22 protein-coding genes are annotated in these 25,606 nt (G+C 72.6%); 12 read left to right on the forward strand and 10 right to left on the reverse strand.

What is annotated here, in order from left to right:
- Nucleotides 1-69: 69 nt before the first annotated feature.
- Together sucB and lpdA are read right to left on the reverse strand one after the other, a co-directional pair.
- Complete coding sequence (gene sucB, locus AB0M88_RS29945; RefSeq protein WP_364108087.1) at nucleotides 70-1,983, reverse strand: 2-oxoglutarate dehydrogenase, E2 component, dihydrolipoamide succinyltransferase; 1,914 nt, start codon at nucleotides 1,981-1,983, stop codon at nucleotides 70-72.
- A 38-nt stretch (nucleotides 1,984-2,021) separates the two neighbouring features.
- Nucleotides 2,022-3,410, reverse strand: coding sequence for a dihydrolipoyl dehydrogenase (lpdA, locus tag AB0M88_RS29950; RefSeq protein ID WP_364108089.1), 1,389 nt, complete (start codon nucleotides 3,408-3,410; stop codon nucleotides 2,022-2,024).
- Nucleotides 3,411-3,573: 163 nt separating this feature from the next.
- Here lpdA and AB0M88_RS29955 point away from each other — a divergent pair, with 163 nt between their 5' ends.
- Nucleotides 3,574-3,894: a hypothetical protein gene (locus tag AB0M88_RS29955; protein WP_364108092.1), complete on the forward strand. Its 321-nt coding sequence runs from the start codon at nucleotides 3,574-3,576 to the stop codon at nucleotides 3,892-3,894.
- A gap of 52 nt (nucleotides 3,895-3,946) precedes the next feature.
- On the opposite strand, the gene AB0M88_RS29960 is transcribed toward AB0M88_RS29955, so the two are convergent.
- Complete coding sequence (locus tag AB0M88_RS29960) at nucleotides 3,947-5,482, reverse strand: leucyl aminopeptidase (protein WP_364108094.1); 1,536 nt, start codon at nucleotides 5,480-5,482, stop codon at nucleotides 3,947-3,949.
- A 112-nt stretch (nucleotides 5,483-5,594) separates the two neighbouring features.
- On the opposite strand from AB0M88_RS29960, the gene gcvT reads away from it, so the two are divergent.
- Together gcvT and AB0M88_RS29970 are read left to right on the forward strand one after the other, a co-directional pair.
- The gene (gene gcvT / locus AB0M88_RS29965) at nucleotides 5,595-6,698 is read left to right on the forward strand and encodes a glycine cleavage system aminomethyltransferase GcvT (RefSeq protein WP_364108096.1); all 1,104 of its coding nucleotides are present in this window, start codon (nucleotides 5,595-5,597) and stop codon (nucleotides 6,696-6,698) included.
- Complete coding sequence (locus tag AB0M88_RS29970; protein ID WP_364108098.1) at nucleotides 6,695-7,057, forward strand: MmcQ/YjbR family DNA-binding protein; 363 nt, start codon at nucleotides 6,695-6,697, stop codon at nucleotides 7,055-7,057. Before gcvT ends, AB0M88_RS29970 begins: the two co-directional genes overlap by 4 nt.
- On the opposite strand, the gene AB0M88_RS29975 is transcribed toward AB0M88_RS29970, so the two are convergent.
- The gene (locus AB0M88_RS29975; protein ID WP_364108100.1) at nucleotides 7,034-7,768 is read right to left on the reverse strand and encodes an adenosylcobinamide-GDP ribazoletransferase; all 735 of its coding nucleotides are present in this window, start codon (nucleotides 7,766-7,768) and stop codon (nucleotides 7,034-7,036) included. The genes AB0M88_RS29970 and AB0M88_RS29975 overlap by 24 nt on opposite strands.
- Nucleotides 7,765-9,960, reverse strand: coding sequence for a bifunctional adenosylcobinamide kinase/adenosylcobinamide-phosphate guanylyltransferase (locus tag AB0M88_RS29980; protein WP_364108102.1), 2,196 nt, complete (start codon nucleotides 9,958-9,960; stop codon nucleotides 7,765-7,767). Before AB0M88_RS29980 ends, AB0M88_RS29975 begins: the two co-directional genes overlap by 4 nt.
- Before the next feature lie 83 nt (nucleotides 9,961-10,043).
- Between AB0M88_RS29980 and AB0M88_RS29985 the strand changes: the two genes are divergently transcribed.
- Both AB0M88_RS29985 and AB0M88_RS29990 read left to right on the forward strand, forming a co-directional pair.
- Complete coding sequence (locus AB0M88_RS29985; RefSeq protein WP_364108104.1) at nucleotides 10,044-10,241, forward strand: hypothetical protein; 198 nt, start codon at nucleotides 10,044-10,046, stop codon at nucleotides 10,239-10,241.
- 1 nt (nucleotide 10,242) lies between these two features.
- Nucleotides 10,243-11,040, forward strand: a complete 798-nt coding sequence (locus AB0M88_RS29990) for a site-2 protease family protein (RefSeq protein ID WP_364108106.1) — start codon at nucleotides 10,243-10,245, stop codon at nucleotides 11,038-11,040.
- Nucleotides 11,041-11,073: 33 nt separating this feature from the next.
- Here AB0M88_RS29990 and AB0M88_RS29995 read toward each other — a convergent pair whose 3' ends face one another.
- The gene (locus AB0M88_RS29995) at nucleotides 11,074-12,069 is read right to left on the reverse strand and encodes an aldo/keto reductase family protein (protein ID WP_364108107.1); all 996 of its coding nucleotides are present in this window, start codon (nucleotides 12,067-12,069) and stop codon (nucleotides 11,074-11,076) included.
- 10 nt (nucleotides 12,070-12,079) lie between these two features.
- Entirely contained in the window at nucleotides 12,080-15,580 is a 3,501-nt protein-coding gene (locus AB0M88_RS30000; protein WP_364108109.1) for a WG repeat-containing protein, read from the reverse strand.
- Nucleotides 15,581-18,164: 2,584 nt separating this feature from the next.
- Between AB0M88_RS30000 and AB0M88_RS30005 the strand changes: the two genes are divergently transcribed.
- The 5 genes from AB0M88_RS30005 to AB0M88_RS30025 all read left to right on the forward strand — a co-directional run bounded on the left by AB0M88_RS30005 (nucleotide 18,165) and on the right by AB0M88_RS30025 (nucleotide 21,240).
- Nucleotides 18,165-18,359: a hypothetical protein gene (locus AB0M88_RS30005; RefSeq protein WP_364108111.1), complete on the forward strand. Its 195-nt coding sequence runs from the start codon at nucleotides 18,165-18,167 to the stop codon at nucleotides 18,357-18,359.
- 286 nt (nucleotides 18,360-18,645) lie between these two features.
- Entirely contained in the window at nucleotides 18,646-18,900 is a 255-nt protein-coding gene (locus AB0M88_RS30010; protein ID WP_364108113.1) for a hypothetical protein, read from the forward strand.
- Nucleotides 18,901-18,921: 21 nt separating this feature from the next.
- Entirely contained in the window at nucleotides 18,922-19,506 is a 585-nt protein-coding gene (locus AB0M88_RS30015; RefSeq protein WP_364108115.1) for an ABC-2 family transporter protein, read from the forward strand.
- Nucleotides 19,499-20,299, forward strand: coding sequence for an ABC-2 family transporter protein (locus tag AB0M88_RS30020; RefSeq protein WP_364108117.1), 801 nt, complete (start codon nucleotides 19,499-19,501; stop codon nucleotides 20,297-20,299). Before AB0M88_RS30015 ends, AB0M88_RS30020 begins: the two co-directional genes overlap by 8 nt.
- On the forward strand, nucleotides 20,296-21,240 hold the full coding sequence (locus tag AB0M88_RS30025) for an ATP-binding cassette domain-containing protein (protein WP_364108119.1): 945 nt from the start codon (nucleotides 20,296-20,298) through the stop codon (nucleotides 21,238-21,240). The genes AB0M88_RS30020 and AB0M88_RS30025 overlap by 4 nt, the downstream gene beginning before the upstream one ends.
- Before the next feature lie 22 nt (nucleotides 21,241-21,262).
- Here the strand turns inward: AB0M88_RS30025 and AB0M88_RS30030 are convergent, their stop codons facing one another.
- On the reverse strand, nucleotides 21,263-21,817 hold the full coding sequence (locus tag AB0M88_RS30030; protein ID WP_364108121.1) for an XRE family transcriptional regulator: 555 nt from the start codon (nucleotides 21,815-21,817) through the stop codon (nucleotides 21,263-21,265).
- Between the two features lie 66 nt (nucleotides 21,818-21,883).
- On the opposite strand from AB0M88_RS30030, the gene AB0M88_RS30035 reads away from it, so the two are divergent.
- Both AB0M88_RS30035 and AB0M88_RS30040 read left to right on the forward strand, forming a co-directional pair.
- Nucleotides 21,884-23,020 carry an AzlC family ABC transporter permease gene (locus AB0M88_RS30035; protein ID WP_364108123.1) on the forward strand — a complete coding sequence of 379 codons (1,137 nt, stop codon included), beginning with the start codon at nucleotides 21,884-21,886 and terminating at the stop codon, nucleotides 23,018-23,020.
- A complete protein-coding gene (locus AB0M88_RS30040; protein ID WP_364108125.1) occupies nucleotides 23,014-23,322 on the forward strand; it encodes an AzlD domain-containing protein in 309 nt (102 codons plus the stop codon). Before AB0M88_RS30035 ends, AB0M88_RS30040 begins: the two co-directional genes overlap by 7 nt.
- Before the next feature lie 223 nt (nucleotides 23,323-23,545).
- Here AB0M88_RS30040 and AB0M88_RS30045 read toward each other — a convergent pair whose 3' ends face one another.
- Both AB0M88_RS30045 and murA read right to left on the reverse strand, forming a co-directional pair.
- The gene (locus tag AB0M88_RS30045; RefSeq protein WP_364108128.1) at nucleotides 23,546-24,154 is read right to left on the reverse strand and encodes a DUF3043 domain-containing protein; all 609 of its coding nucleotides are present in this window, start codon (nucleotides 24,152-24,154) and stop codon (nucleotides 23,546-23,548) included.
- A gap of 70 nt (nucleotides 24,155-24,224) precedes the next feature.
- Complete coding sequence (gene murA / locus AB0M88_RS30050) at nucleotides 24,225-25,580, reverse strand: UDP-N-acetylglucosamine 1-carboxyvinyltransferase (protein ID WP_364108130.1); 1,356 nt, start codon at nucleotides 25,578-25,580, stop codon at nucleotides 24,225-24,227.
- Nucleotides 25,581-25,606 lie beyond the last annotated feature (26 nt).

The raw sequence follows: 25,606 nt of genomic DNA on the forward strand, positions 1-25,606 counted from the left end.
CGAACAGGTTCAAAACGAACAAGCGCGCCGGAAGATCCGGCGCGCTTGTTTCCCGTACGGGGCGACGAGTTACAACCCGAGCTCGGGCTCGAAGTGGCCGCCCTCGAGCCGCTCCTTCAGCGTGACCAGGAAGCGGGCGGCGTCGGCGCCGTCGACGATCCGGTGGTCGTAGCTGAGGGCCAGGTACATCATCGAGCGCGGCACGATGATCTCGCCCAGCTCCGGGTCGTCGATGACCACGGCGCGCTTGACCAGGGCGCCGGTGCCGAGGATGCCGACCTGCGGCTGGTTGATGATCGGGGTGTCGAAGAGCGCGCCCCGGCTGCCCGTGTTGGTCAGCGTGAACGTGCCGCCCGAGATCTCGTCCGGGCTGATCTTGTTGTTGCGGGTGCGGTCGGCCACGTCGGCGATCCGCTTGGCCAGGCCGGCCAGGTTGAGGTCGCCGGCGTCACGGATCACCGGGACGATCAGGCCCTTGGGCGTGTCGACCGCGATGCCCAGGTGCTCGCCGTCGTGGTAGGTCACCGTGCCGGCCTCGACGTCGATCGAGGAGTTGACCACCGGGTGCTGCTGGAGCGCCTCGATCGTGGCCAGCGCCAGGAACGGCATGTAGGTCAGCTTGACGCCGTGCTTGGCCTGGAACGCCTCCTTGGCCCGGGCCCGCAGCTGGGCGACCCGGGTGAGGTCGACCTCGACGACCGTGGTCAGCTGGGCCGAGACCTGCAGCGACTCGACCATCCGCCGGGCGATGGTGGCCCGGGTGCGGGTCAGCTTCTCGGTGCGGCCGCGCAGCGGGCTCGGCGCCGGCCTGACCGCCGGGGCGGCCGGAGCCGAACCGGACCGGGCCGGGGCAGCCGCCGGGGCGGGAGCCGCCTTGGCCGCTGCCGCCTTCTCGGCCGCCTTTTCGGCCGCGTCGAGCACGTCCTGCTTGCGGATGCGCCCGCCGACGCCGGTGCCGGCCAGCGCCGACAGGTCGACGCCCTTGTCGGCGGCCAGCTTGCGTACGAGCGGGGTGACATAGCCGGCGTCGCCGGCACCGTTGGCCTTGACCTGGTTGGGGTCGGGCGCGAAGCCGGTGGTCGGCGCGTTCGGCTCGGACTCCGCCTCGGCCTTGGCCGGGTCGCTGGAGGTCTCGGCCGCCGGAGCCGGGTCGGCGTACGACTCGCCGGCGGGCGAGAAGCTCGGCGCGGGCGCCGACTCGATGCGCGGGGCCTCGGCGGGGGACTCGGCGGCCGGAGCGGACTCCTGCTGCGGCGCGGACTCCTGCTGGGGGGCCGGAGCCTGCTGCGGGGCCGGGGCCTGCTGGGGAGCGGGCGCGGCCGCCGGCGCGCTGCCCGGGGTGCCGATGATGGCGAGGTCGGCGCCGACGTCGGCGGTCTCGTCCTCCGGGACCTTGATCTCGAGAACCGTGCCGGCGACCGGCGACGGGATCTCGGTGTCGACCTTGTCGGTGGAGACCTCGAGCAGCGGCTCGTCGACCTCGACCGTCTCGCCGACCTGCTTGAGCCAGCGGGTCACGGTGCCCTCGGTGACGCTCTCGCCGAGCGCGGGCATCTTGACCGCGGTGCCCTCGGCCGCCGAACTCGCGGAGGCGGCCGGCGCGGGGGTCTGCGGGGCGGGTGCCTCCTCCTCGACCGGCTTCTCGGTCGACGGGGTGCTCGGAGCGGCGGGCTCCGGCTCCGGCTCGGACTCCGCCGCCTGCTGCTGCTGCGCGGGCGCCGGCTCGGCCGACCCGGCGTCCTCGTCCTCGCCGGCGATGACGGCGAGCTCGCTGCCGACGTCGGCGGTCTCGTCCTCGCCGACCACGATGCGGGTCAGCACACCCGCGGCCGGCGACGGGATCTCGGTGTCGACCTTGTCGGTCGACACCTCGAGAAGGGGCTCGTCGACCTCGACGCGCTCGCCCTCCTGCTTCAGCCAGCGCGTGACGGTGCCCTCGGTGACGCTCTCACCCAGCCGCGGCATGGTGACCGATACCGGCATGTCTCAGAACTCCTTAACCGCTTCGTAGACCAACGAGATCAGCTGTGGGCGTGCAGGGGCTTGCCGGCCAGGGCCAGGAACGCCTCGCCCACCGCCTCGCTCTGCGTCGGGTGGGCGTGGATCAGCTGGGCGACATCCTCGGGGAACGCTTCCCAGTTGTAGATCAGCTGCGCCTCGCCGACGAGCTCGCCCATGCGCGCGCCCACCATGTGAACACCGAGCACCGGGCCGTCGACCTGCCGGACCACCTTGACGAAGCCCTGGGTCTTGAGGATCTGGCTCTTGCCGTTGCCGCCGAGGTTGTAGTTGTACGTCGTGACCTGATCGGCGCCGAACTTCTCCTTGGCCTTGGCCTCGGTGTAGCCGACCGAGGCGACCTCGGGGTCGCAGTAGGTGACGCGGGGGATGCCGATCTCGTCGATCACGGCCGGCTTGAGCCCGGCGATCTCCTCGGCGACGAAGATGCCCTGCGCGAAGCCGCGGTGCGCCAGCTGCAGGCCGGGCACGATGTCGCCGACCGCGTAGATGTTGCCGACGCCGGTGTGCAGCCGCTCGTTGGTGATCACGAAGCCGCGGTCGAGCGTGACGCCCTGCTGCTCGTAGCCCAGGTCGGCGGTCGTCGGGCCGCGGCCGACCGCGACCAGCAGCACCTCGGCCTCGACGGTCTCGCCGCCGGCGATCGTCGCGCGCACACCGTTCTCGGTGTGCTCGACCTTCTCGAACGGCTTGCCGACCTTGAAGTTGATCTTGCGCTTGCGGAACGCCCGCTCAACCTGCTTCGAGATCTCCTCGTCCTCGCCCGCGACCAGGCGGGGAAGAGCCTCGAGGATCGTCACGTCGGCGCCGAACGACTTCCACACGCTGGCGAACTCGACGCCGATCACGCCGCCGCCGAGCACGATCGCCGAGGACGGCACCCGGTCGAGCTTGAGCGCGTGCTCGCTGGTGATGACCCGCTTGCCGTCGACCTCGAGGCCGGGGATCGAGCGCGAGTAAGACCCGGTCGCCAGAATGATGTTGCGCCCGGTGACGCGCTGGCCGTCGACCTCGACCGCGTCCTTCGCGACGAGCTTGCCGTGACCCGCGAACTGGGTGATCTTGTCCTGCTTGAGTAGGCCCTGCAGGCCCTTGTAGAGCCGGCCGACGACCCCGTCCTTGTACGAATTGACGCCCGCCATGTCGATGCCGATCAGATCGGCCTTGACGCCGAACTGCTCGCTCTCACGCGTCTGGTCCGCGAGCTCGGCGGCGTGCAGCAGCGCCTTGGTCGGGATGCAGCCGCGGTGCAGGCAGGTGCCGCCCCACTCGGCCTTGTCGATCAGCGCGACCGAAAGGTTGAGCTCGGCCGCGCGCAGGGCGGCCGCATAACCACCGCTGCCGGCGCCGAGAATGACGAGGTCGAAGGTTCCGCCGTTCGGCTGGCTCACGTTGACTCCAGAGGTCGGGTCGTCGCCATGTGGGTCACACAATGGAAACGTGACAGTGCGTCCACGCCATCTTGTCACTTGGAGAACCGGTCAATGCACTCAGGTGCCCCGCGACATGCGGCCGGGACGTACCCTTGCGGCAATTGAGCGTGAGGAGCGGGAAGTGGCCTGGTTTCGGCGTGGCAGGGAGCCGCGTGGGGTTCGTGTTACGCCGGTTGACCGGGCCGACTTGGACTACCTCGCCGAGTTTGTCCGCACGCGCCGCGGGGTCGAGGCATTCATCGAGCCCCGCACCACCGTGACCGAGACCACGCTGTTGCTCGTGGCACACGACGGCGAGTGGACCCGCCGGCGCATTGAGTCACCCGAGGTCGCCCGCCGTTTCGCCCATCAGCTCTCAATGCCGGTCTATGACGTCCGCCTGCTGGGTTATCCGCAGCGCATGCGCGATTACAACTCCCGGCAAAAGCGCCGCCCGCAATGAGCGGGTGGCGCTTCCCTCTTGCCGCTTTCGGGTTGCTGGTAACTGCCGCGCTTCAGGCCAGGTCGTCGATCAGCTTGAGGAACGTACGCACGGGGACGCCCGTGCCGCCCTTGGTGAGATAGCCGGTCGGTTCCCCGGTGTGGAAGCTGGGGCCCGCGATGTCGATGTGCGCCCACTCGACGCCCTCGGCCACGAACTCCCGCAGGAAGACACCGCCCTGCAGCATGTGCCCGGCCCGGTCGAGGTTCGCGTTGACCTGGCAGATGTCGGCGATCTCGGACTCCATGCCCTTGCGCACCTCGTCGGGCATCGGCATCGGCCAGGCCGGCTCGCCGACCGCGTCGCCGGCCGCCTTGACCAGTGCGGTCGCCGCGTCCGAGCCCATCAGGCCGGCCACCCGGGTGCCCAGCGCGATCACCTGGCCGCCGGTCAGGGTGGAGGCCTCGAAGACATATTCGGCACCGTCGGCGCAGGCCCGCGCGATCGCGTCGCCGAGCACCATGCGGCCCTCGGCGTCGGTGTTGAGCACCTCGACCCGCTTGCCGTTGAACATCGTGATCACGTCGCCCGGCCGGTAGGCCGAGCCGGACAGCATGTTCTCGGCCATCGCCAGGTAACCGGTGACCGAGACGCCCGGCTTGAGCGCGGCCACCGCGAGCATGGCGGCGCCGACCGCGGCCGCGCCGGCCATGTCCGACTTCATCTCCCACATGCCGGCGTTCGGCTTGATGCTGATGCCGCCGGTGTCGAACGTGATGCCCTTGCCGACCAGCGCCACCTTCTTGGGGTTGTCGACGCCCTCGGGGGTGTAGGTGAGCTTGACCAGCCGCGGCGGCGCCTCCGAACCCTGCCCGACCGCCACGATGCCGCCGTACCCGCCGGCCTTGAGCGCGTCGAGGTCGAGCACCTCGACCTCGAGGCCGGTGCCCTCGACCGCCGCCACCACCGCGTCGGCGAACTGCGGCGGCCGCAGCACGTTACCCGGCTCGTTGACCCAGTCGCGGGTCAGTCGCACGACCCGGCCGACGACCTCGGCCCGGGTCAGCTCGGCGGCCACCGCCGCGTCGCTCGCGTCGGCCACGTGGATCTGCAGCGCCGCGACCGGGTCGCGCCGGGTCTTCGACGGCTTGGTCTTGTAGCCGGCGAACCTGTACGACCCGAGCAGCGCCCCCTCGAGGATCGCCCGCAGCACCCCCGGACCGTCCGCGTCGTCGGGAACCGGCAGGGCCAGCGCGGCCGTCCCACTGCCGGCCAGCGCCCGCACCGCGGCACCCGTGCCCCGGCGCAGCGTCTCCGGCGCCGGCGCCGAGCCGGACGGCTCGTCGCCCAGGCCGACCGCGACGACCAGCGGCGCGGCGATCGTGCCCAGGGTGGCCAGCTTGGTCACCTCGCCCGCCGCCCCGGTCGCGCCGAGCAGCGCGAGGGTCGCGGTGAGCCGGCCGTCGAAGGCCGCGGCGATGCTCTCCGCGCCGGCGGCGGGCAGCAGGGTGCCGGCCTCGTCAGGCTGGCTGTGCAGGCCGATGACGATGGCGTCGACGGTCAGTTCGGCCGGGTCGGTGTCGACCAGGCGAAGGCTGGGCAGGCTCACTCGGGCTCTCCGCGCATCTGGATGCCGGGCGCCTGGTGGGCGCGCCGGTCGTTTCGGTGGGGTGTCCCCCGCGACTCTAACCAAGGGCGAGGTCACGGGTAAGTTGACTCTCATGTCTGGCGAGGTCACCGATGCCCTGTTCCGTTCGCCCCTGCATGAGCGGCATGTCGCCCTCGGTGCGAAATTCGCCGCCTTCGGCGGCTGGGAGATGCCGTTGGAATACGCGGGGGGCGGCGTGCTGCGCGAGCATGCCTCGGTTCGCGAGGCCGTCGGCGCCTTCGACGTCTCGCATCTGGGCAAGGCCCGGGTCCGCGGGGCCGGGGCGGCCGACTTCGTCAACTCCTGCCTCACCAACGACCTCAGCCGCATCAAGCCCGGCCAGGCGCAGTACACGCTCGCCTGCGCCGAGGACGGCGGCGTGATCGACGACCTCATCGCCTACCTGATCTCCGACGACGAGGTCTTCCTGATCCCCAACGCGGCCAACACGGCCGAGGTGGTGCGCCGCCTGGCGGCGGCGGCCCCCGAGGGCATCACGATCAACGACGAACACCGGATGTACGCGATCCTCGCCGTCCAGGGCCCCCGCTCGATCGAGGCGCTGACCCACCTGGGACTGCCGACCGACCACGACTACATGTCGTTCGTGCAGACCCGGCTCGGCGAGGCCGGCGTCATCGTGTGCCGCACCGGCTACACCGGCGAGCACGGCTACGAGCTGGTCGTGGCGTGGGACGACGCGGTCACGGTGTGGGACTCGCTGGTCGCCGAGGGCGTGCAGCCGTGCGGCCTGGGCGCCCGCGACACGCTGCGCACCGAGATGGGCTACCCGCTGCACGGCCAGGACCTGTCCCGCGAGATCACCCCGGTGCAGGCCCGGTCGGGCTGGGCGGTCGGCTGGGACAAGCCGGCGTTCTGGGGCCGCGAGGCGCTGGTCGCCGAGAAGGCGGCCGGGGCGCGCCGCACGCTGCGCGGCCTCGAGCTCACCGGGCGGGGCATCCCGCGCGGGCACATGGCGGTCTACGCCGGCGACCAGGCGATCGGCGAGACGACCAGCGGCACCTTCTCGCCGACCAAGAAGGTCGGGATCGCGCTCGCGCTGATCGACACCGCGGCCGGCGTGGCCGACGGCGACCTGGTCGAGATCGACATCCGCGGTCGCAAGGTCGAGGCGCGGGTGACCCGGCCACCGTTCGTGCGGACCTCGGTGCGGTGACTCTCACCTACGCGGAGATCCGGTCCTGGGTGCTGGCCTTGCCCGGCACCCGGGAGGTCTTCGTCGAGCGCTGGAACGAGCACACCCTGCGCTACGGCGAGAAGATCTTCGTGATGGGCGACCCCGACTCCCCGTTCGTCTCGGTCAAAGCCTCGCCGGAGGAGCAGGCCGAGCTGATCGCCGGTGCGCCGTCGGTCTACGCGAAGTCGGCCTATGTGGGGCGCTTCGGCTGGGTGCGGGTCGACCTCGGCCACGCCGATCCGCCGGAACTGCGGCGGGTCGTCGAGGACGCGTGGCGGCGCACCGCACCCAAGCGGGTCGTCCAGGCGTACGACTCAGCCCAGCGACAGCCCGACTAGGGCCACCGTGGTCGCCACCTCGACGGCCGCACCCAGCACGTCGCCGGTGATGCCGTGGAACCGGCGTACGGAATGTCGCACCAGAAGGACCACGACGGCGCCCGCGGCGACGACGGCGGCCGGCCCCTGCCACGGACGGTCCGGGGTGGCGGCAATCGCCGCACCCGCCACCAGGATCGCGCCGATGACCGCGACCGGCACCGGAACCGTGCCCGCCACCAGCGCGCCCAGGCCGTCGGGCCGGGCCGCCGGCACCCCGCGGCGGCAGGCGACCGGAATCGCGAGCCGGCCCGCCGCCCAGGCGACAACGACCGCGCCCGCCGAGACCCCGGTCAGGGCGCCGGCCTGGATCAGCATCGTGACCGCGATCGCGGCGACGCCGAACGGGCCGATGTCGGCCTTCTTCATGACGGCCAGAGCCTCGTCGCCGCGGCGGTAGGAGCCGAGCGCGTCGACCGTGTCGGCCAGCCCGTCGAGATGCATGCCCCGAGTGAGCAGGCCGGCCGCCGCGACGGTCACGCCGGCCGCGACCAGGGTGGGCGCCTGTGCCTCGCGCAGCAGCCAGAGCAGGCCGCCGAGCACCAGCCCGAGCACCGCGCCGACCGCCGGGGCCACGCTCATCGCGACCCGTGCGGTCGCCCGGTCGACCCGGCCGCCCCGGATCGGCAGAACGGTCAGCGTGGTGAACGCCAGCCGCAGCCCGTCGATCACCCCGCGGTCGTGCCCGGACGCTTCGGCGCGTCCCCGGGGGCGGCCGGACCGGTCTGGCCGTCAGCGCGCGCCGAGTTGCTCGGGCCGGTCTGGTTGTCAGCGGCCGCAGGGTCGCTGGGATCGCTCGGGTCAGCCGGGTCGGCGGAATCGGCCGGGTCGCTTGGGTTCGCGGGATCGGCCGGGTCGCTCGGGTCGGCCGGGTCGCTCGGGTCGGCCGGGTCGCTCGGGTCGGCCGGGTCGGCCGGATCGCTCGGGTCGGTCCGGCTGTCCGGGGCTGTCGAGTCGCTCGGGTCGGTTTCGCTGGTGGCCGGGCCCGGGCCGGCCGGCTCCGGCTCGGCGAGGTCGACGTCGGCGTCGTTCGGCACGATCAGCTCCGTCGCGCCGGCCTCGTCGGCCCTCTCGGTGTTGGCCCTCTCGGCCTCGGCCCTCGCGTCGTCGACCGTCTCGCCCGTGCCGGCCGATTCGGCGGCTTCGGCCGTCTCGCTGGCGCCCGCCGTCTCGCTGGCGCCCGCCGTCTCGCCGGCGCCGGCCGCCTCGGCGGTCAGTGCCGGGTGCTCGCCGGCCGCCGCGGCCAGCCCGATCGCGGTGCGCAGCAACGGGAGCGCGGCCAGCGCGTTCGCGCCCTCGCCCAGCCCCAGCCCGAGGTCGACCACCGGCGCCAGCCCGAGCACGTCGGCCCCCTGCCGCACCAGCGCCAGATCGCCGGTGTCGGGCAGCAGGCACCAGTGCCGGGCCTGGGTCGCGATGTCGCGGCTGATCAGCGCCGCCGCCACCCCGACCGGCCCGTCGAGCACGACCGGCATGCGGCGGCTGGCCGCGCCGAGCACCGCGCCGGTCGCCACCGCCAGGTCGGGGCCGCCGATCTGGCGCAGGATGTCGATCGCGCCGCGCGGCTCCTGCCGGATGCGGTGCATCGTGTCGCGGACCGCCGCGCAGCGGACCATCCAGGAGTCGTCGTCGAACCGGCCGCCCGGAAGCAGCACCCGCGGCAGCATCGAGACCGGCTCGGCACCGGTCGTGGCGGCCATGACCGCGGTCGCCACCGCGTCGGTGCCGACGCCGATCGAAGCCAGCACCAGCACGTCGCGACCATCCTCGGCGGCGGCGTCGGCCAGCTGCCAGCCCCGGTGCAGCGCCGCGTCGACGCCCGCCTCGTCGAGGACCGGGCCGTCCTCCATCTCGGCCACCGTCGACGTGCGGACCAGCGCGATGTCGGCGCCGGCCTGGCCGGCCAGCCGGTTGAGCACGCCCACGCCCTCGGTCACCTGGGTGATCCGGCGCTCCACGTCGGCCGCGTCGTCGCCCGCCGCGGCGCCGCCGGAGTGGCCGCCGGTGATCAGCAGCACGCGGGGCGCGGTCCACGGGCTCGGTGTGGGGGTGCCCTGGGCGGAGGCCGCGAACTCGACCGCCACCACCAGCACGCCCAGGCCGGCCCCGGCGAAGTCGAGAGTGTCCAGACGCTCGCGGGCGTCCACACCGGCGTCGTCGTCGGGCAGCGGCAGGTCCATGCCGACCTGGATGATCAGCGTGTCGAGGGCCTGCGGTTCGGTCTCGACGATCGCGGCCGCGGCGACCGGCTCGGCGGCCGGCTGCGGCGCGACCATCGTCGGCGCCTCGAACTTGATTTTCCGGTCGGCCGCCGCCGAGGCCCGGCCCTTGAGCCAGATCGTACGGCCGGCGACGACCAGCGCGACCGCGTCGCAGGCGTCGGCGAGGGCCTGGTTGGTCGTGCCGAGCGCGTCGGCGAACGCCCGCCCGATCGGCGTCGAGGGCACCAGCGACAGGCCGACCTCGGGGCTGACGAACACGACCCGGGCCGCGCACGCGCGCACGGCCTCGGCCAGCGCGGCCACGTCGGCCTGGTCGTCGTTGGGCTGCCGGGCCGGGTCGAGCACGGCCGCCACCCAGCCGCCCAGGTCGTCGATGAGCAGCGTCTCGTCGGGCTTGGCCTCGGTCAACAGGTCGGCCAGCCGGGACGGGTCGGCGGCGGTCTCCTCGGTCGACCACGACTGGGGCCGCCGGCGCTGGTGTTCCTCGATGCGGGCCAGCCACTCCGGGTCGTTCTCGCCGCCGACCGCGGTCGCCACGTAACGGACCGACGGCGCGCCGGACACCAGTGCCTCGGCGAACGCGGATTTGCCGGACCGGATCCCGCCGAGCACCAGGACCGTGTTCCACCGATCATCGGACATGCCCCGTACCTTAAGGCCGGGCGTCACAGCCCGACGCCGTAGGGTGGAGGCGCACCGACCGAGGACCTGGAGGGGACACGGATATGCCGTGGAGCTGGCGCTACGAGAACGTCGACGGACAGCCGGTCACCGGCCCCGCGGAGACCTTCAGCAGCCAGGCCGATGCCGAGTCGTGGATCGGCCAGGAGTGGCGGGCGCTGGCCGAGGCCGGGGTCGCCCAGGTGGCGCTGGTCGAGGATGATCGGGTCGACTATCAGATGAGTCTCCTACCGGCGGAGTGACGTGACTTACGAACCGGTCTACACCCGGCGCTCGAACCGCGACTTCGTGCCGAGCCCGATCTTCCTGGGCATCCTCGTCGTGTTCGCCGGCAGCGGGTTCATGGCGTGGAACCAGGTCGGCAAGGTCGGCGTCGACGTGTTCCTGTTCGTGGTCTCGGGCTGGCTGCTGTCGCTGTGCCTGCACGAATACGGTCACGCCGTCGTCGCCTACTTCTCCGGCGACCGCAGCGTCGCCGACAAGGGCTACCTGCAGCTCAACCCGCTGAAATACACGAACGTCCTGTTCTCGATCGTCATCCCGGTGGTCTTCATCGTCCTCGGGGGCATCGGCCTGCCCGGCGGCGCCGTCTGGATCGACCACCGGCACATCAACAGCCGGGTCAAGGACTCGCTGATCAGCGCGACCGGGCCGCTGGCCAACATCGTGCTGGCGCTGATCGCCTCGGTGCCGTTCCTGATTCACGACTTCAGCCTGGCCAACGTGACCGACCCGCACTACGGGTTCTGGGCGGGGCTCGCGCTGCTGGCCTTCTTCCAGGTCACGGCCGCGATCCTCAACCTGCTGCCGATCCCGGGCGTCGACGGCGGCGGCATCGTCTATCCGTGGCTCAGCCGCGAATATCAGCGGGCGTGGAACCTGTTCGCGCCGTACGGCATGATTCTGCTCTTCGCGCTGCTCTGGCAGTCGCGGGCCAACGAGCTGTTCTTCAACTTCGTGTTCTTCTTCACCGATCGGCTCGGCCTCGACGGCAACCTCATCTACGACGGCCTGCAGCTGATGCGGTTCTGGTCCAGCTAGCGCTTCGGCCGGCTGGACCAGCACCACCCCGTACTACGGCCGGCGGGCCGGGCTCTCCGTCTTCGACGGATCGCGCTCGGCCACCGGGTCGAGAGCGTCGTCGATCGCCTTCATCAGGTCGGCCTCCAGGCGTACGCCCGAGGCCTTCACGTTGTCACGCACCTGCTCGGGCCGGGTCGCCCCGATGATCGCCGCCGAGACGTTGTCGTTCTGCAGCACCCAGGCCACCGCCAACTGCGCCATCGACAGCCCGGCCTGCTCGGCCAGCGGCTGCAGCTTCGCCACCGCGGTCAGCACGTCGTCGGTGAGGAAGCGCTTGATGAACCGGGACCCGGCGTCGCTGGTCGCCCGCGACCCCTCCGGCAGTTGCGCGCCGGGCCGGTATTTTCCGGTCAGGATGCCCTGCGCGATCGGCGAGAACACCACCTGGCCGACGCCCAGCTCGATCGAGGTCGGCACCACCTCGGCCTCGATGACCCGCCACAGCGCCGAATATTGCGGCTGGTTGGAGACGAACGGGATCTTCAGATCCTGCGCCATCTCCCAGCCGGCCCGGATCTGCGTCGCGGTCCACTCCGACACGCCGATGTAGAGCGCCTTGCCCTGCCGGACCACGTCGGCGAACGCCTGCATGGTCTCCTCGAGCGGCGTCGAGTAGTCGTAGCGGTGGGCCTGGTAGAGGTCGACGTAGTCGGTCTGCAGCCGCGACAGCGACGCGTTGATCGACTCCATGATGTGTTTACGGGACAGGCTGCGGTCGTTCGGACCCGGCCCGGTCGGCCAGTAGACCTTGGTGAAGATCTCCAGACCGGCGCGGCGCTCGCCGTGCAGCGCCCGGCCCAGCACCGCCTCGGCCGCACCGGTCGCGTAGGCGTCGGCGGTGTCGAAGGTGGTGATCCCCTCGTCGAGGGCGGCCCGCACGCACGCGGCGGCGGCCTCCTCCTCGACCTGCAAACCGTGGGTGATCCAGTTGCCGTAGGCGATCTCGCTGATGAGCAGGCCCGAACGGCCCAGATGACGGAACTCCATGAGGTTTGTTCTACAGGACGGGCCGCGGCTCAGGGGAGAGGCGGTCGATCTCGTCCAGAACGTCGGACCGGTCCTTGAACTTCAACTCGACCATCGGCTCGCCGTCCCGGTCGAGCGCACCCCACAGACCGAACTTGTCGGCGATCAGGAACGCGTTCGGGTGGATGCGTAGGGCGGCGTGCACCGGCGCCACCCGGAGCTGCCCGCTGCGGTCGACGACCCCGTAGCGGTCGCCGGCGTCCACGACGGCCAGCCCCTCCTCGGTGAACCCGTCGATCAGCCCGCCGTGCACCAGCGCCGTCGCGAACCCGCGGTAGCGCGGCTGCACCACGACCCGGCCCTCCCGGTCGATCGCACCCCAGCCGCCCCGCTGCACCAGCGCCAGCCCGCGCCGGAACGGCTTCGCGTCGTCGAACCCGGCCGGCACGACCACCCGGTTGTGCCGGTCGATGGCGATCCAGCCGCCCCGCTGATCACGCGACACCCAGGCCAGCCCCTCGGCGAACCGCTCGGCGGCCAGATAGCCCGCCGAGGCGTCGATCAGCACCCGGCCCGACTCGTCGATCAGCTCCCAGGCCGGCGCCTCGGGACGCCGCACCCACGCGACCCCGTCGGAAAACGGCTGGGCCTGGGCAAACCGTGGGGACACCGCACCGGCGTACCCGAAAAGACCGGAACGCTCATCCCGCAGCGGCCGTGGGGCCGCCGCCTCTCCCATGATCTCTTCCCGGGTGCGCGGGTAAGGCCCCCACCCACCGGACGTGTGCCGCGTAATCTCATCGAGCGCCAGCTCGATCCGCTCCACCATCTCCGGATCGGCACCCTTACGCAGGTCGAGCGCGGTCTCGAAGTGGTTCACGGCCTCCATATAGCGTCCCTGCTCGAACGCCGACCGCCCCGCCAGCTCGTGCACCTCGGCCCGCAGCCGCGCCGGAACCTCCGGGCTCGAGGCCTCGGCATAAAGTCGGTCCGCCTCGGCGAACTCGCCCTTCCACTGCAAAATCTGCGCCAGCCGGGCCCGCGTGGTCGCGATCAGCCGCAGATCCCCGGCCCGCTGGGCATGCTCGAGCGCCTGCCGCCCGTCACTCTCGGCCGGGCCGAAGTCGTCGAGCAGCCGACCGGCCACCGCCCGCAGGCTCAGCAGACGGGCCCGGACGGCGTCGCGCTCGGCATACTCCAGCTTGTCGGTGAGCCGGTCGACGACGACCCACATGGGGTCGCTCTCCTCGATCTGCTCACGCAGCGTCTCCGGATAGAAAACCAGGGGGTACGCGGCGAGCACCTGCTCCAGATCCTGCCGCCGCCGATCCCCGGTGGGCGCCTCAGCCCGCCGCTGCCGAATCGGCCCGCGCACCGTCGGCGTGGTTTCCGTCTGCTCGGGCCCGGCCTCGTTGGCAGTTGGCGCGGCTGGGTCGGGCTCGGGTGCCGCCGGCTCGACCGGGTCGGGTTGGGCGAGGGCGGGCTCTACCGGGACCGGGTCTGGCTCGATGGTGGCGGGAGGTCCGGAGACCGGCTGGCTATCGGTCCCGGTCGCGGTGGGGGGCGCGGAGACGGGTTGGCTCGAGGTCGGTCCGGTGGACGTCGGCTGCTCGTCGGCCGGCTGGTCGTCGGCCTGGGAGGCTGTCAGCTGAGTTTCGTCTGCTTGGGTGGCAGGTTCGTCGGCTGGGGCGGCTGTCGACGGCGCGGAGACCGACTCGTCCTCGTCATCTTCCGACGCGGGTTCGGTGGCCGCGGGCGACGCGGAGACCGGCGCGACCGACTTCGCCTCGGCGTCGTCCGGTGACGGCGCGGACTCGGTCCAGGTCGATTCGGGCTCGGGCTGCGCGGACACCGGCCTTGCTTCGGTAGCCGTCGAAGGCGCGGAGGCGGGCTGAGCCGAGATCGGTGCGGGGCCTGCGGGCGACTCGGAAGCCGCCGTCGACTCGGCCGGCGCGGGTTGAGCCGATGCCGGCTGGGCCGACATCGGTTGGGCTGATACCGGTTGGGCGGACACCGGCTGGGCGGACACCGGTTGGGCTGAGACTGGTTGGGCTGAGACTGGTTGGGCTGAGACTGGTTGGGCTGAGACTGGTTGGGCTGAGATCGGCTGGAGTGGGGTCGGCTCGGTGGCCGCAGGCTGTGCCGAAACCGGCTCGGCCCGGACCGGCTCAGCCCAACTTGGCTGAGCCGAAACCGGCTCGGCCGAAGCGGGCTCGGCCGAAGCGGGCTCGGCCGACACCGGAGCCGAGGAGACCGGCTCGGCCTCGACGATGACGGCGTCGACGATCTCGACCTCGCTCGGCCGGCCGACCGCTTCCGCCTCGAACCGTCCTCCGCCGTCGGACATCCCGGAGACCGGCTCGTCGACGATCTCAGCCTCGACCGTCTCCGGTTCGTCGACGACCTCCGCCTCAACGATCTCGGCCTCGACAAACCGAGGTGCGATCGTCTCAGCCTCAGCCGGCGCGGCCGCGTCCGCAAACGAATCCGGCTCGTCACGGACCCTCGGCACGATGATCGGATGCGCGCCGCTGGGCGTAAACCAGTCCTCCGCGGCCGGCGCAGAACTCACCGGCGCCGCACTGGTCGGCACACCACTGACTGGCCATGTGCTGCCCTGCCCGCCGCCCGGCTGCGCACTGGTCGGTTGTGCGTTACTCGGCGCGCCACTGACCGGGCGCCCGGTGCCCGGCTCGCCGCTGACCGGCCATGTATCGCTGTCTGGGCGCGAGCTATCGGACTGTGGGCTGACCGGCGCGAAGCTGGTCGGCTCGCTGTCGGCTGTCAGCGGGCTGGTCGGCTGCCCGCTGACCGGCTGTGTGCCGCCGCTGCTCGGCCCGCCGGTGACTGGCCATGGACTGCTTGGCGGCGAGCTGACCGGCTGTGCGCTGACCGGCCCGATGTTGCTCGTCTCGCTGTCGGTTGTCAGCGGGCTGCTCGGGGCGGCGGTGCTCGGCTGCGCGCTGACGGGCTGCGCGCTAATTGGCACGGCGCTGGCTGGCGCGGCGCTGAATGCCTGCCTGTCTTCTGGAGCGCTGCTGACCGGCCGTGTGTCGGCTGGCGCGCTGCTGACCGGCCGCGTGTCGACGGGCTCGGCGCTGACCGGGCGCGCGTCCTCCGACAGCTCGAAGCCGGACCGCGCCGCCGGCGGTGTCGCGTACTCGGGCTCCGGCGAGGCCTGCCCGAGCCCACTCTGGGAGAGCAGCCAACCCAGCCCGTGCCGCTGCTCTTCGACCACCGGCTCCGGCTCCGGCTCCGGTTCCGGCTCGGGCGCCGCGCTTCGCTCCCAGACCGAATCGGCCCAGCTCGTTGCCGGCTCCGCCGGAGGTGCGGTGACCGGTTCGATCCCGGCCGAGTACGGCGGTGCCGTCACCGGCTCAACCGGATCTGTCCCGGCCGGCGACACCGGCGCCACGTCGAACGGCTCCGCCGTCCCGCGCTCGGCCCGGAACTCGTCGGCCGGCTCCCGGCCGCTCCCGAACGGCTCCGGCTGGTACCGCGCACTCTCTTCGGCCCGGCCGACGTGCGGCAACCCGCTGCTCGGCTGCGCCGGCGACCATTGCTCAGGAACCGCTGCCGCACCGTACCCGCCGGGCGCCGTTTCCCCGAGCCGCGTCTGCGTGGCCTCGGCGTCCGGCGGCCGGACGTGAGGATTCGGCTCGGCGGCAGATCCAGAGACCGACCGCGGTGCGTACGGGTTGGGATCCGCCGGTGCCGACACCGGCCCCGGAGCGGGGGTGCCGGGCCGCAGCCCGTACGCGTTGGGGTCGCCCGGCGCGGAAACCGGCCGCGGGCCGCGGGGATCCGCTCCGTCGGGCCGGGATGCGTAGGCGTTCGGATCGGCTCCCGGGCCGGCCGGTGCCGATGTGGGGCGCGGGCCCTGGCTGCTGGGCCCCGGCGCGTAGGGGTCGGGGCCGGCGGGCGCTGAAACGGGGCGCGGCCCTTGGCGGTCGGTGCGGGCGTACGGGTCGTCGGCCGGACCGGTTGGTGCCGACATCGGCCGAGGGCCGCGGGCGTCTGGGGCGCTGGGCTGGGGCTCGTAGGCGTTCGGGCCCGAGACCGGCTGCGGGCCTCGGGAATCGGATCCCGGACCGCCGATTCGCGGGCCGAACGCGTTGGGGTCGTTCGGTGCTGAGACCGGGCGTGGGCTGTTCGGGCCGGCGGGTGCCGGACCCGGGGTGCTGGGCCGGGGGCCGTACGCGTAGGGGTCGCGGGGCGTGGCCGCCGGGGTGGCGGGACGGCCGCCGAAGGCGCCGGGGTCGCGTGGGGTGCCGGTCGTCGGCGGCTGGAGTGGGCTTGCCGCTCGGGCCGCGGGCGCGACCGGGCTGCCCGGCTGCGGGGGAGCAGGCGGGCGACCGCCGGGGCCGGCCTGGCCGGGCACGCTCGGGTAGATCGGGGCCGGCGGCGACGCCGGGCCGCTGGGCGTGACGCGCGTCGGTTGCGGCGCCTGGCGGGCCGGTGCGGGAGTGCCTACCTCGGGGGCCGGCCTGAGGTTGAAGGGGCCGTCCGCCGGGCGTGGGCCGGCGGCGGGACGGCCGTCCGGATAGGCCGGGAACGCGCCGGCGGGTGCCGGACGGGCATTGCCGTACGCGGCGGCCGGTGGCGCCACCGGGCCCGCGCCATGAGCGGACGGGCGGCCGCTGGGACCCGAGGTGGGCGTGGCAGGGAACTCGTCGCTGTGTGCCGGTGGTCCGGAAGGTGGGGATACCGGTCCACGCTGGCTCGGCGCGGTCGGGATGGTGGCCCGGCCGGTCGGGCCGGAGCTGACCCGTTGGGTGGCCTCGGGGTTGTGCGGGTCGCCCGGCGCCGAAACGGGCGCCGAGGTCGAGCCAACCGCGGGACCGGAGACGGTCGGCGGCACCGAACGGCCGGCCGGCCCAGACGGCGTGGCGGAGCGTTCGGCCGGTCCGGAGGGGGAGGTTGGGTGTCCGATCGGGCCGGGAGGCGGGGCGGCGTGTCCGGCCGGGCCCGACGCGGGTGCTGAAGACGCGCGATTGGCCGGTGCGGAGGCGGCCGCGGTTCCGGAGGTCGGCGACGAGGCGGAACGTCCGGCGGGACCGGAGGCTGGTGATACGGAGGCCCGGCCGCCGGCGCTCTGCGGACGGCCGCTCGGCGAAATCGGCGCGGACGCCTGGTGAGGGCCCGGACCGGCCGGGGCCTGGTGGTGGCCCGGGCCGGCCGGGGCCTGGTGGTGACTCGGGCCGGCCGGGGCCTGGTGGTGACTCGGGCCGGTCGCCGCTGGGTTGAGGCCCGAGACCGGCGCGGCCTGCGGATTGCCCGGGTTGACGGGCACTGCCGGGCCTGAGCGCGGCTGCGGCGGGAAGGGGCCATGCGGGCGGCCCTCCCGGAACCGGTCGTCTGGGCGCGGGCCTCCCTCGCGGAATTGGCCGCCTCGATCTGGATGTTGGCGTCCCTGCGGATCGCGTGGCTGGCCGGGGCCGCCTGGGGCCGCGTCGCGGCCGGGACCCTCGCGGAACTGGCCGCCCTGAGCCGACCCGTCATGGAATGCGGCGTCGCGGCCGCGCGCGTCTCGTCCGGGGCCGCCGTGGAACTGGCCGTCTCGCTCAGAGCGCGCGGTTGCGTCGCGCGGCTGACCGTCGCGGCCGGGCCCGTCGCGGAATTGCCGACCCTGGCTGGGACCACCCTGGCCGGGACCACCCTGGCTGGGACCGCCCTGGCCGGGACCACCCTGACCGGGACCACCCTGACCGGGACCACCCTGACCAGCGCCGCCGTGGGGAGCGGCGTCCCGCCCGCGCGCGTCGCGGGCCGGACTGTCGCGGAAAGCGCCGTCTCGGCCCGGTCCGTCCCGGAACGGTCCCTCCCGCTCCGAGCGCTCGCGGCCCGGCTGGCCGTCGCGACCGCCGGTCTCGCGGGAGTTCGGCTGACCCTCGCGATAGGGGCTCCGGCCTTCGCGGACCTGTTCCTCCGGCCGACGCGGTTCTCGGCGACTCTCGGCCGGGCTGCCCTCGCGGCCGTAGGGCGCCTGCGCCCGGCGCTGATCGGGGGCAGGCGCCCGACCAGCGGGGCCGGGACCTTGGCGACCCTCAGGGCCGGGGCCTTGGCGGCCGTCGCGGGTGGGCGGGCGGGGGTGGTCGTCCGCGAGGTGGTTGGGCATGGCGACCGGGCGGTTCCAGGACGGCTCGTCGCGCTGGGGTGGGACGGCCGCCGCCCGGGGGGCGTACGCGTCGGGGGACGGCTTGCCGGCGTACGTCTCGGGGGTGGGCCGCGTCGAAGGCGCGGGCGGGCCGGAAGCCGCGCCCACCGATGCGCGGCCGACTCCGCGGTCGTCGCCGCGGGAGGCCTCGTAGACCGGGGTGTGTACGGCCTTGCGCCGGCCCGGGTCGCCCGGGTAGCGCTGGCCCGGGAGCGGTTCCCACTCCCAGGTGATCTCGTAGACCCAGGCGGGCTCGTCGCCCCACCGGTCGTCGCCCGGCGAAGAGCTCCAGCCGTTCATCGGGCACCCAAGGTGAGGCCCGGTGGCTGGCAACGCTCCGTCACGGCAATTCCACTTCTTCAGAAATGCGCGGTGGCCGTCCGGAGACCCGGGTAGAGTCGCCCGGCTCCACTGCGGGGATTCGAGAGGAGATTAACGGCGTGGACCGGATTGGCGCCAGCGTGCTGACGATCTCTCCGGGCCGTCCGATCCGGGCCTCCGTCGCTACTTTCGGTGCACTGGGGTGGTCGGGTTTCCGGCGTTACGCGACCTATCGGCAAGCCACCATAGCCGGAACGTTCACCAACATAGTCTTCGGCTTCCTTCGCTGCTACGTGCTGCTCGCGGTGGCTGCGGGAGCGAGCGGCGGGCATCCGGGCGGCTACGACCGGCAGCAGCTCGCCGCGTTCGTCTAGGTGGGCCAGGGATTACTGAGTGTGACCGGAATTTGGGGTTGGACCGAGCTGTCCGACCGTATCCGGACCGGCGACGTCGCGTCCGACCTGTTACGTCCGGTGCCGCCGGTGACCGCTTATCTGGCCGCTGACCTGGGTCGCGGCGCGCACGCGACGCTCACCCGGTTGGTGCCGCCGGTGGTCGTCGGGGCGCTGGTCTTCCCGGTTTCGATCCCTCATCGCTGGCCGACCGTTCCGCTGTTCCTGATCTCCACCGTCCTGGCCTTGGTCGGCTGTTTCGCCTGCCGGTTCCTGGTCAACGCCACCGCCTACTGGCTGCAGGACGCCCGGGGCCCGCTGATGCTGTGGACGCTCGGCTCGGCCGTGCTCTGCGGGCTCTACTTTCCGTTGCGCCTGCTGCCGGAGTGGGCGACGGTCACGCTCTGGATCGGCACGCCGCTCCCGGGCCTGCTGCAGACGCCGATCGATGTGCTGGTCGAGCGCGACCCAGCCGGGCGACAAGTCGGACTTGTCGCTCTACAGGCCATCTGGGCGGTCGTTCTGCTGTTCCTGGCGCGGACAGTGCAGCGGAGGGCCGAGCGCAAGCTGGTGGTGCAGGGTGGGTGAACTGCGGGCCTACGCCGCGATGATCGCCGGCAAGGTGCGGTCGGTGGCGTCCTACCGCGCCTCGTTCGCGTTCGAGGTGCTCAGCAACCTGGCCAGCACGGTCCTCGACGTGCTCACCGTGTTCGTGCTGTTCCGGGCGGCCACGTACGTCGGCGGGTTCACGCTCACCGAGGCCGTGCTGATGACCGGGCTGGCCATGTCGGGGTTCGTGCTCTGCGACGCGGTCGTCGGCAACATCGACGACCTGAAGAAGCTGGTGCGCTCCGGCACCCTCGACACGATCCTGCTGCGCCCGCTCGGGGTCCTGCCCCAGCTGATCTTCATGGATCTGCCGATCCGCAAGCTGCTGCGGGTGGCCTTCGGCGTGACGCTCTACACGGTCGCCCTGCACCTCAACCACGTGCGCTGGACCCCGGGCAAGGTGGCACTGGCGATCACGGCCCCGGTCGGCGGCGCGGTCTTCTTCGCGTCGATCTTCGTGCTGAGTGCCAGCCTCGCCTTCTGGTGGGTCGACTCGGGCGAGATCGGCAACGGCTTCACGTACGGCGGGCGCGACTTCACCTCGTACCCGACCTCGGTCTATCAGGGCTGGTTCCGCGACCTGTTCGCGTACGCCCTGGGTTTCGGCTTCGTCGCCTATCAGCCGGCGCTGGTCCTTCTCGACCGCCGGGACCAGCTCGGACTGCCGGCCTGGGCCGGCTACGCGTCGCCACTCGTCTGCCTGCCCGCCACGCTGATCGCCACCCTGGTGTGGCGTTCCGGCGTTCGTCACTATCGGAGCACGGGGTCATGATTCGCATGCGCGAATTGGAGAAAACCTTTTCCGTACGGGTCAAGAGCGGCCGTTTCCGCCGGGAGAAACGCACGGTCGCGGCCGTGGACGGGGTGAGCCTGACCATCGAACCCGGCGAGATGGTCGGCTACATCGGCCCGAACGGTGCCGGCAAGTCGACCACGCTCAAGATGCTGACCGGCGTGCTCATGCCGACCGCGGGTGAGGTGTCGGTGTTCGGCCTGACCCCGGTGCCGCAGCGCACCAAGCTCGCGCTGCAGATCGGCGTGGTCTTCGGGCAGCGCTCCCAGCTCTGGTGGGACCTGCCCCTGCACGAGTCGTTCCAGCTGCTCCGGCACATCTACCGGGTGCCGCCTTCGGCCCACGCGGCCCGCCTCCGCCGCTGCCGGGAGCTGCTCGACCTGGACGACTTCCTGGACACCCCGGTCCGGCAGCTGTCGCTCGGCCAGCGGATGCGCGGCGAGCTGACGGCGGCGTTGCTGCACGGGCCGCGGGTGCTGTTCCTCGACGAGCCGACGATCGGGCTCGACGTGGTCAGCAAGCAGGCGGTCCGGTCGTTCCTGGCCGAGCTCGGGTGCACGGGCGACGTCACGCTGGTGCTGACCACCCACGACCTGGCCGACATCGAACGCCTGTGCCTGGTCGTGATCGACCACGGCCGGGTCGTCCACGACGGCACGATCGATGCGCTGCACGCCCGCTACGGCTCGCGGCGCAGCCTGGTCGTCGACCTGGACGCGCCGCTCCCGGAGGGGTTCGCGCTGCCCGGGGCCTCGCTCACGGCGGTCGAGGCCGAGGGGCATCGGGTCACGTTCGCCCTGGACTCGGCGTCGGCCGGGGCCGCGGTGGCCGGGCTGGTCGCGGCGGCCTCGGTGCGCGACCTGTCGGTGGTCGAGCCGGACATCGAGGACGTGGTGGCCCGCCTCTATACCGCCGGCTGACGCCTGGCTGCAATGGCGCTTCCTAGATATGTTCCATGATCAGGATGAGCCAGGACGCTTCGAGGGCCTCGTAGTGGTGGGCCACGTCGCCCGGGAAAGTGACGTAGTCGCCCGGTCCGAGCTCGACCTCGTCGCCGACCGGGCCCGCCTTCACGCGGCCGGCACCGATCACCATGTGCTCGATGCTGCCCGGGATGTGCGCGGCCGCCTCGCGGGGCTGCCCGGGTTCGAGCTCCATCACGTACAGGTCGCGGCGCGTGCGGGCGGAGCCCGCGCTCAACAGCTTGACCAGCACGGCGGCCTCTTCGGCCTGCAGTCGCGGGCCCTCGCCGGCCCGGATGACCTGCACCCGGGTGGGCGGCGGCTCGACCAGGCGGCTGAACGGCACCCCGAGCGCCACCCCGAGCGACCACAGCGTCTCGATGCTCGGGTTGCCGGTGCCGCTCTCCAACTGCGACAGCGTCGACTTGGCCAGCCCGGCCCGCCGGGCCAGCTCGGTGATCGAGATGCCGGCGCGTTCGCGCTCGCGCCGTATCGCGGCGGCGATGTCGGCGAGCGGGGGCGCGGGTTGCTGCATGTTCGCTCCATCGGTCGGGTTGTTCGGTTTGACGAACGCTTCGGGTCGCGTTCATTATTTCAAACCATGCGGACGATAGAGCGAACGCTCCTTCGGGATGCCGCGGCCATCGCCGCGGCGATGATCGCGGTGGGCGCCTCGTTCGGCGCCATCGCCATTTCGTACGGCCTACCGACCTGGGCCCCGTTCCTCCTGTCGACCGTCGTCTTCGCGGGCGGCGCCCAGTTCCTGGCGGTCGGGCTCATCGCGGCCGGCAACCCGCTGGCCGCGGTCTTCGCCGGCCTGCTGCTGAACGCCCGGCACCTGCCGTTCGGCCTGGCGATCGGCGACACGATCGGCTCCCGGCTGTCCACCCGCCTGGTCGGCAGCCACCTGATGACCGACGAGGTCGTCGCGTTCACCCTGGCCGAACCCGACCCGGCCCGGCGCCGGCGCGTCTACTGGCTGATCGGCGTCACCCTGTTCACGTCGTGGAACCTGGGCAGCGCCCTCGGCGTGCTGCTCGGCGGCGCCGTCGGCAACACCGACACGCTGGGCCTGGACGCCGCCTTCCCGGCCGGCCTGATCGCCCTGATCATGCCGTCGCTGCGGGACCGGCGGACCCGGGTGGCCGCCCTGTCGGGGGCCGCCGTGGCCGTGCTGCTGACCCCGGTTCTGCCCGCCGGCCTGCCGGTGTTGTGCGCCTTGGTGGGTCTGTTGACGCTGGTCAGGCCCGCGAAGACGGGGTTGGCCGCCGAGGCGGCGCGGATCGAGATCAGCGAGCAGGTGGGCCGGGGCGGTGGGGCGGTGCGGCCCGAGGTGAGCGAGCAGGCGGGCCCGGGCGGTGAGGCGGTGCGAACTGAGGTGAGCGAGCAGGTGGGCCGGGGCGATGGGGCGGTGCGGACTGAGGTGAGCAAGCAGGCGGGCCGGGCCGGTTTGGTGGCGCGGATCGAGATCAGCGAGCGGGTCGGCCGGGCCTCTGGGGCACAGCGGACCGAGGTGAGCGAGCAGGCCGAGCCGGTCGGCCGGATTGACTGGCGGCCCGAGGCCGCCGGTCGGAGTGCCGCGCCGGCCGAGCCTGCCGGTCGGAGTGCCGCGCCGGCCGAGCCTGCCGGTCGGAGTGACGTGGGGGTGACTGGGCGGGCTGGACCGGCCGGGACCGCTGGCGCGGCCGGGACCGCCGAGCGGGCCGAGGTAGTGGAGAGGACGGCGGAGCCATGCTGATCGCGGCGATTGTGGCCCTCGGGGTCGGCACCTATGCGATGCGGCTGTCGGGAGTGCTGCTGCGGGATCGCCTGGAGCTCTCCGACTCGCTCCAGCGTCTGCTCCCGATCGCCGCCGCGGCCCTGCTGGCCGCTCTCGCCGGCACCGCGGCGCTGATGGAGAGCAGCCACTTCGCCGGCATCGCCCGTCCGGCGGGGGTGGCCGTCGGCGCCCTGCTGGCCTGGCGCCGCGCCCCGTTCGTGGTCGTCGTCGTGGCCGCGGCGGCGGTCGCCGCCCTACTGCGCCTGGCCGGAGTTCCCTGACCGGCAGGCCGGGGGCGAGTCGGCATCAGGGCGACGATGCGCCCCCGGGGCTGGCCGGCCGCGAGCCCGCCGCAGCCACAAACCGCGTCAGCGCGAGCCCGCTGCAAACCGCGTCAGCGCGAGGCCGCCGCAGCCACAAACCGCGTCAGCGCGAGGCCGCCGCAGCCACACACCGCGCCGCAAGCCCGCTGCAGCCACCAACGGCGCCCGCCGGCGCCGGGTGTCAGACCTTGTCGCCGGTCTTGACCTGGGGGTTGGGGGTGCGGAAGCGTCGGAACTGCAGCGCCCGCATGATGCCGTACAGCTGGAGGCTGCCGATGCGCTGTTCGGTCTTGGGGAAGCGTTCCCGCATCAGCCTCTTGACCCGCCGGGCGATCAGCACGCTGTCGAGGACCATGAGGAGGGCGAGCGCGAACCAGAGGATGTTGCTGACCAGGACCACGATGCTGATCTTGGTGATGGAGCCGATCAGGACGATCAGGGCGCCGACGATGAAGTAGGAGCCGATGTTGCGGCGGGAGTCGACGATGTCGCGGACCAGCCGGCGCTCGGGGCCGCGGTCGCGGGCCATCAGGTAGCGCTCGTCGCCCTGGCGCATGCCCTGCATGGCCTCGGTGCGCTCGCGGCGCCGGTCCTCGCGCAGCTCGCGGCCGCTCAGTGGGGCCCCGCCTCCGGGCCGGCGGGCCGTGCTCGCCCGCTTGGGCGTGACCTGGCCGAGTTCCTTCTTGCTGGGCGTGTAGCTCTTGGACCGGCTCACGGGTGAAGACACCTCCTCCTCGACCGGGTCGGGGGTGGTGACGTCGGAGGACTTGCGGCGAAAGAGCGAGGACACGGTAGGAGAGTAGCCAAACGGCGCGGTGTGATTCACACCGCGCCGCTCATCGTGACAATTCAGAGGCTATTCAGAGCCGTTCGGCGTGCGCGCCCAGGGCGGACAGCTTGCCCTCGAAGTCCTCGTAGCCGCGGTTGATCAGGTCGACGCCGTACACCCGGGAGGTGCCCTCGGCCGCCAGCGCGGCGATCAGGTGGGCGAAGCCGGCCCGCAGGTCGGGGATGATCAGGTCGGTCGCGTGCAGCTTGGACGGCCCGGCGATGACCGCCGAGTGCTTGAAGTTGCGGCGGCCGAACCGGCACGGGGTGCCGCCCAGGCAGTCGCGGTAGACCTGGATCGTGGCGCCCATCTGGTTGAGGGCGTCGGTGTAGCCGAGCCGCTGCTCGTACACCGTCTCGTGCATGATCGAGAGGCCGCGGGCCTGGGTCAGGGCGACCACCAGCGGCTGCTGCCAGTCGGTCATGAAGCCGGGGTGCACGTCGGTCTCGAGGGCGACCGGCTGCAGGTCGCCGCCCGGGTGCCAGAATTTGATGCCGCCCTCGGCGCCGACCACGCCCGGCCGGGCGACCCGGTCGTCGGTGACCTGGAACTCGCCGCCGATCGAGCGGAAGACGTTGAGGAACGTCATCATGTCGGCCTGCTGGGCGCCGAGCACCTCGATCTCGCCCTTGGTGGCCAGCGCCGCCGCCGCCCAGGAGGCCGCCTCGATCCGGTCGGGGATCGGCTTGTGCTGGTAGCCGTGGAGGCGCGGCACGCCCTGGATCTCGATGACCCGGTCGGTGTGCACGGTGATGATCGCGCCCATCTTCTGCAGGACGCAGATCAGGTCGATGATCTCCGGCTCGATGGCCGCGTTGCGCAGTTCGGTGACGCCCTCGGCGCGTACGGCGGTGAGCAGCACCTGCTCGGTCGCCCCGACGCTCGGGTACGGCAGTTCGAGTTTGGCGCCGTGCAGTCCGTTGGGCGCGCTGAGGTGCATGCCCTCGGGCGCCTTGTCGACGACCGCGCCGAACTCGCGCAGCGCCTGGATGTGGAAGTCGATCGGGCGGGGGCCGATGTAGCAGCCGCCGAGGTCGGGGATGAACGCGCGACCGAGGCGGTGCAGCAGCGGGCCGCAGAACAGGATCGGGATCCGGCTCGAACCCGCGTGGACGTTGATCTCTTCGGTGCTGGCGCTCTCCACATTGGTGGGGTCCATGACGATCTCGCCGTCACTCGCGCCGTCGGAGACCTTGACACCGTGCAGCTCCAGCAGGCCGCGCACCACCTCGACGTCGCGGATGCGGGGTACGTCGTAGAGGACGCTGGGCGACTCGCCGAGTACGGCGGCCACCATGGCCTTGGAGACGAGATTCTTGGCGCCACGGACCCGGATCTGACCCTGCAACGGCGTACCGCCGTGCACGACCAGGACATCGTCGGTCAACGTAACCTCCAGCCGGCGGGCGCGAG

This window comes from Actinoplanes sp. NPDC051411 (assembly GCF_040682075.1).
Classification (GTDB): Bacteria; Actinomycetota; Actinomycetes; order Mycobacteriales; family Micromonosporaceae; genus Actinoplanes.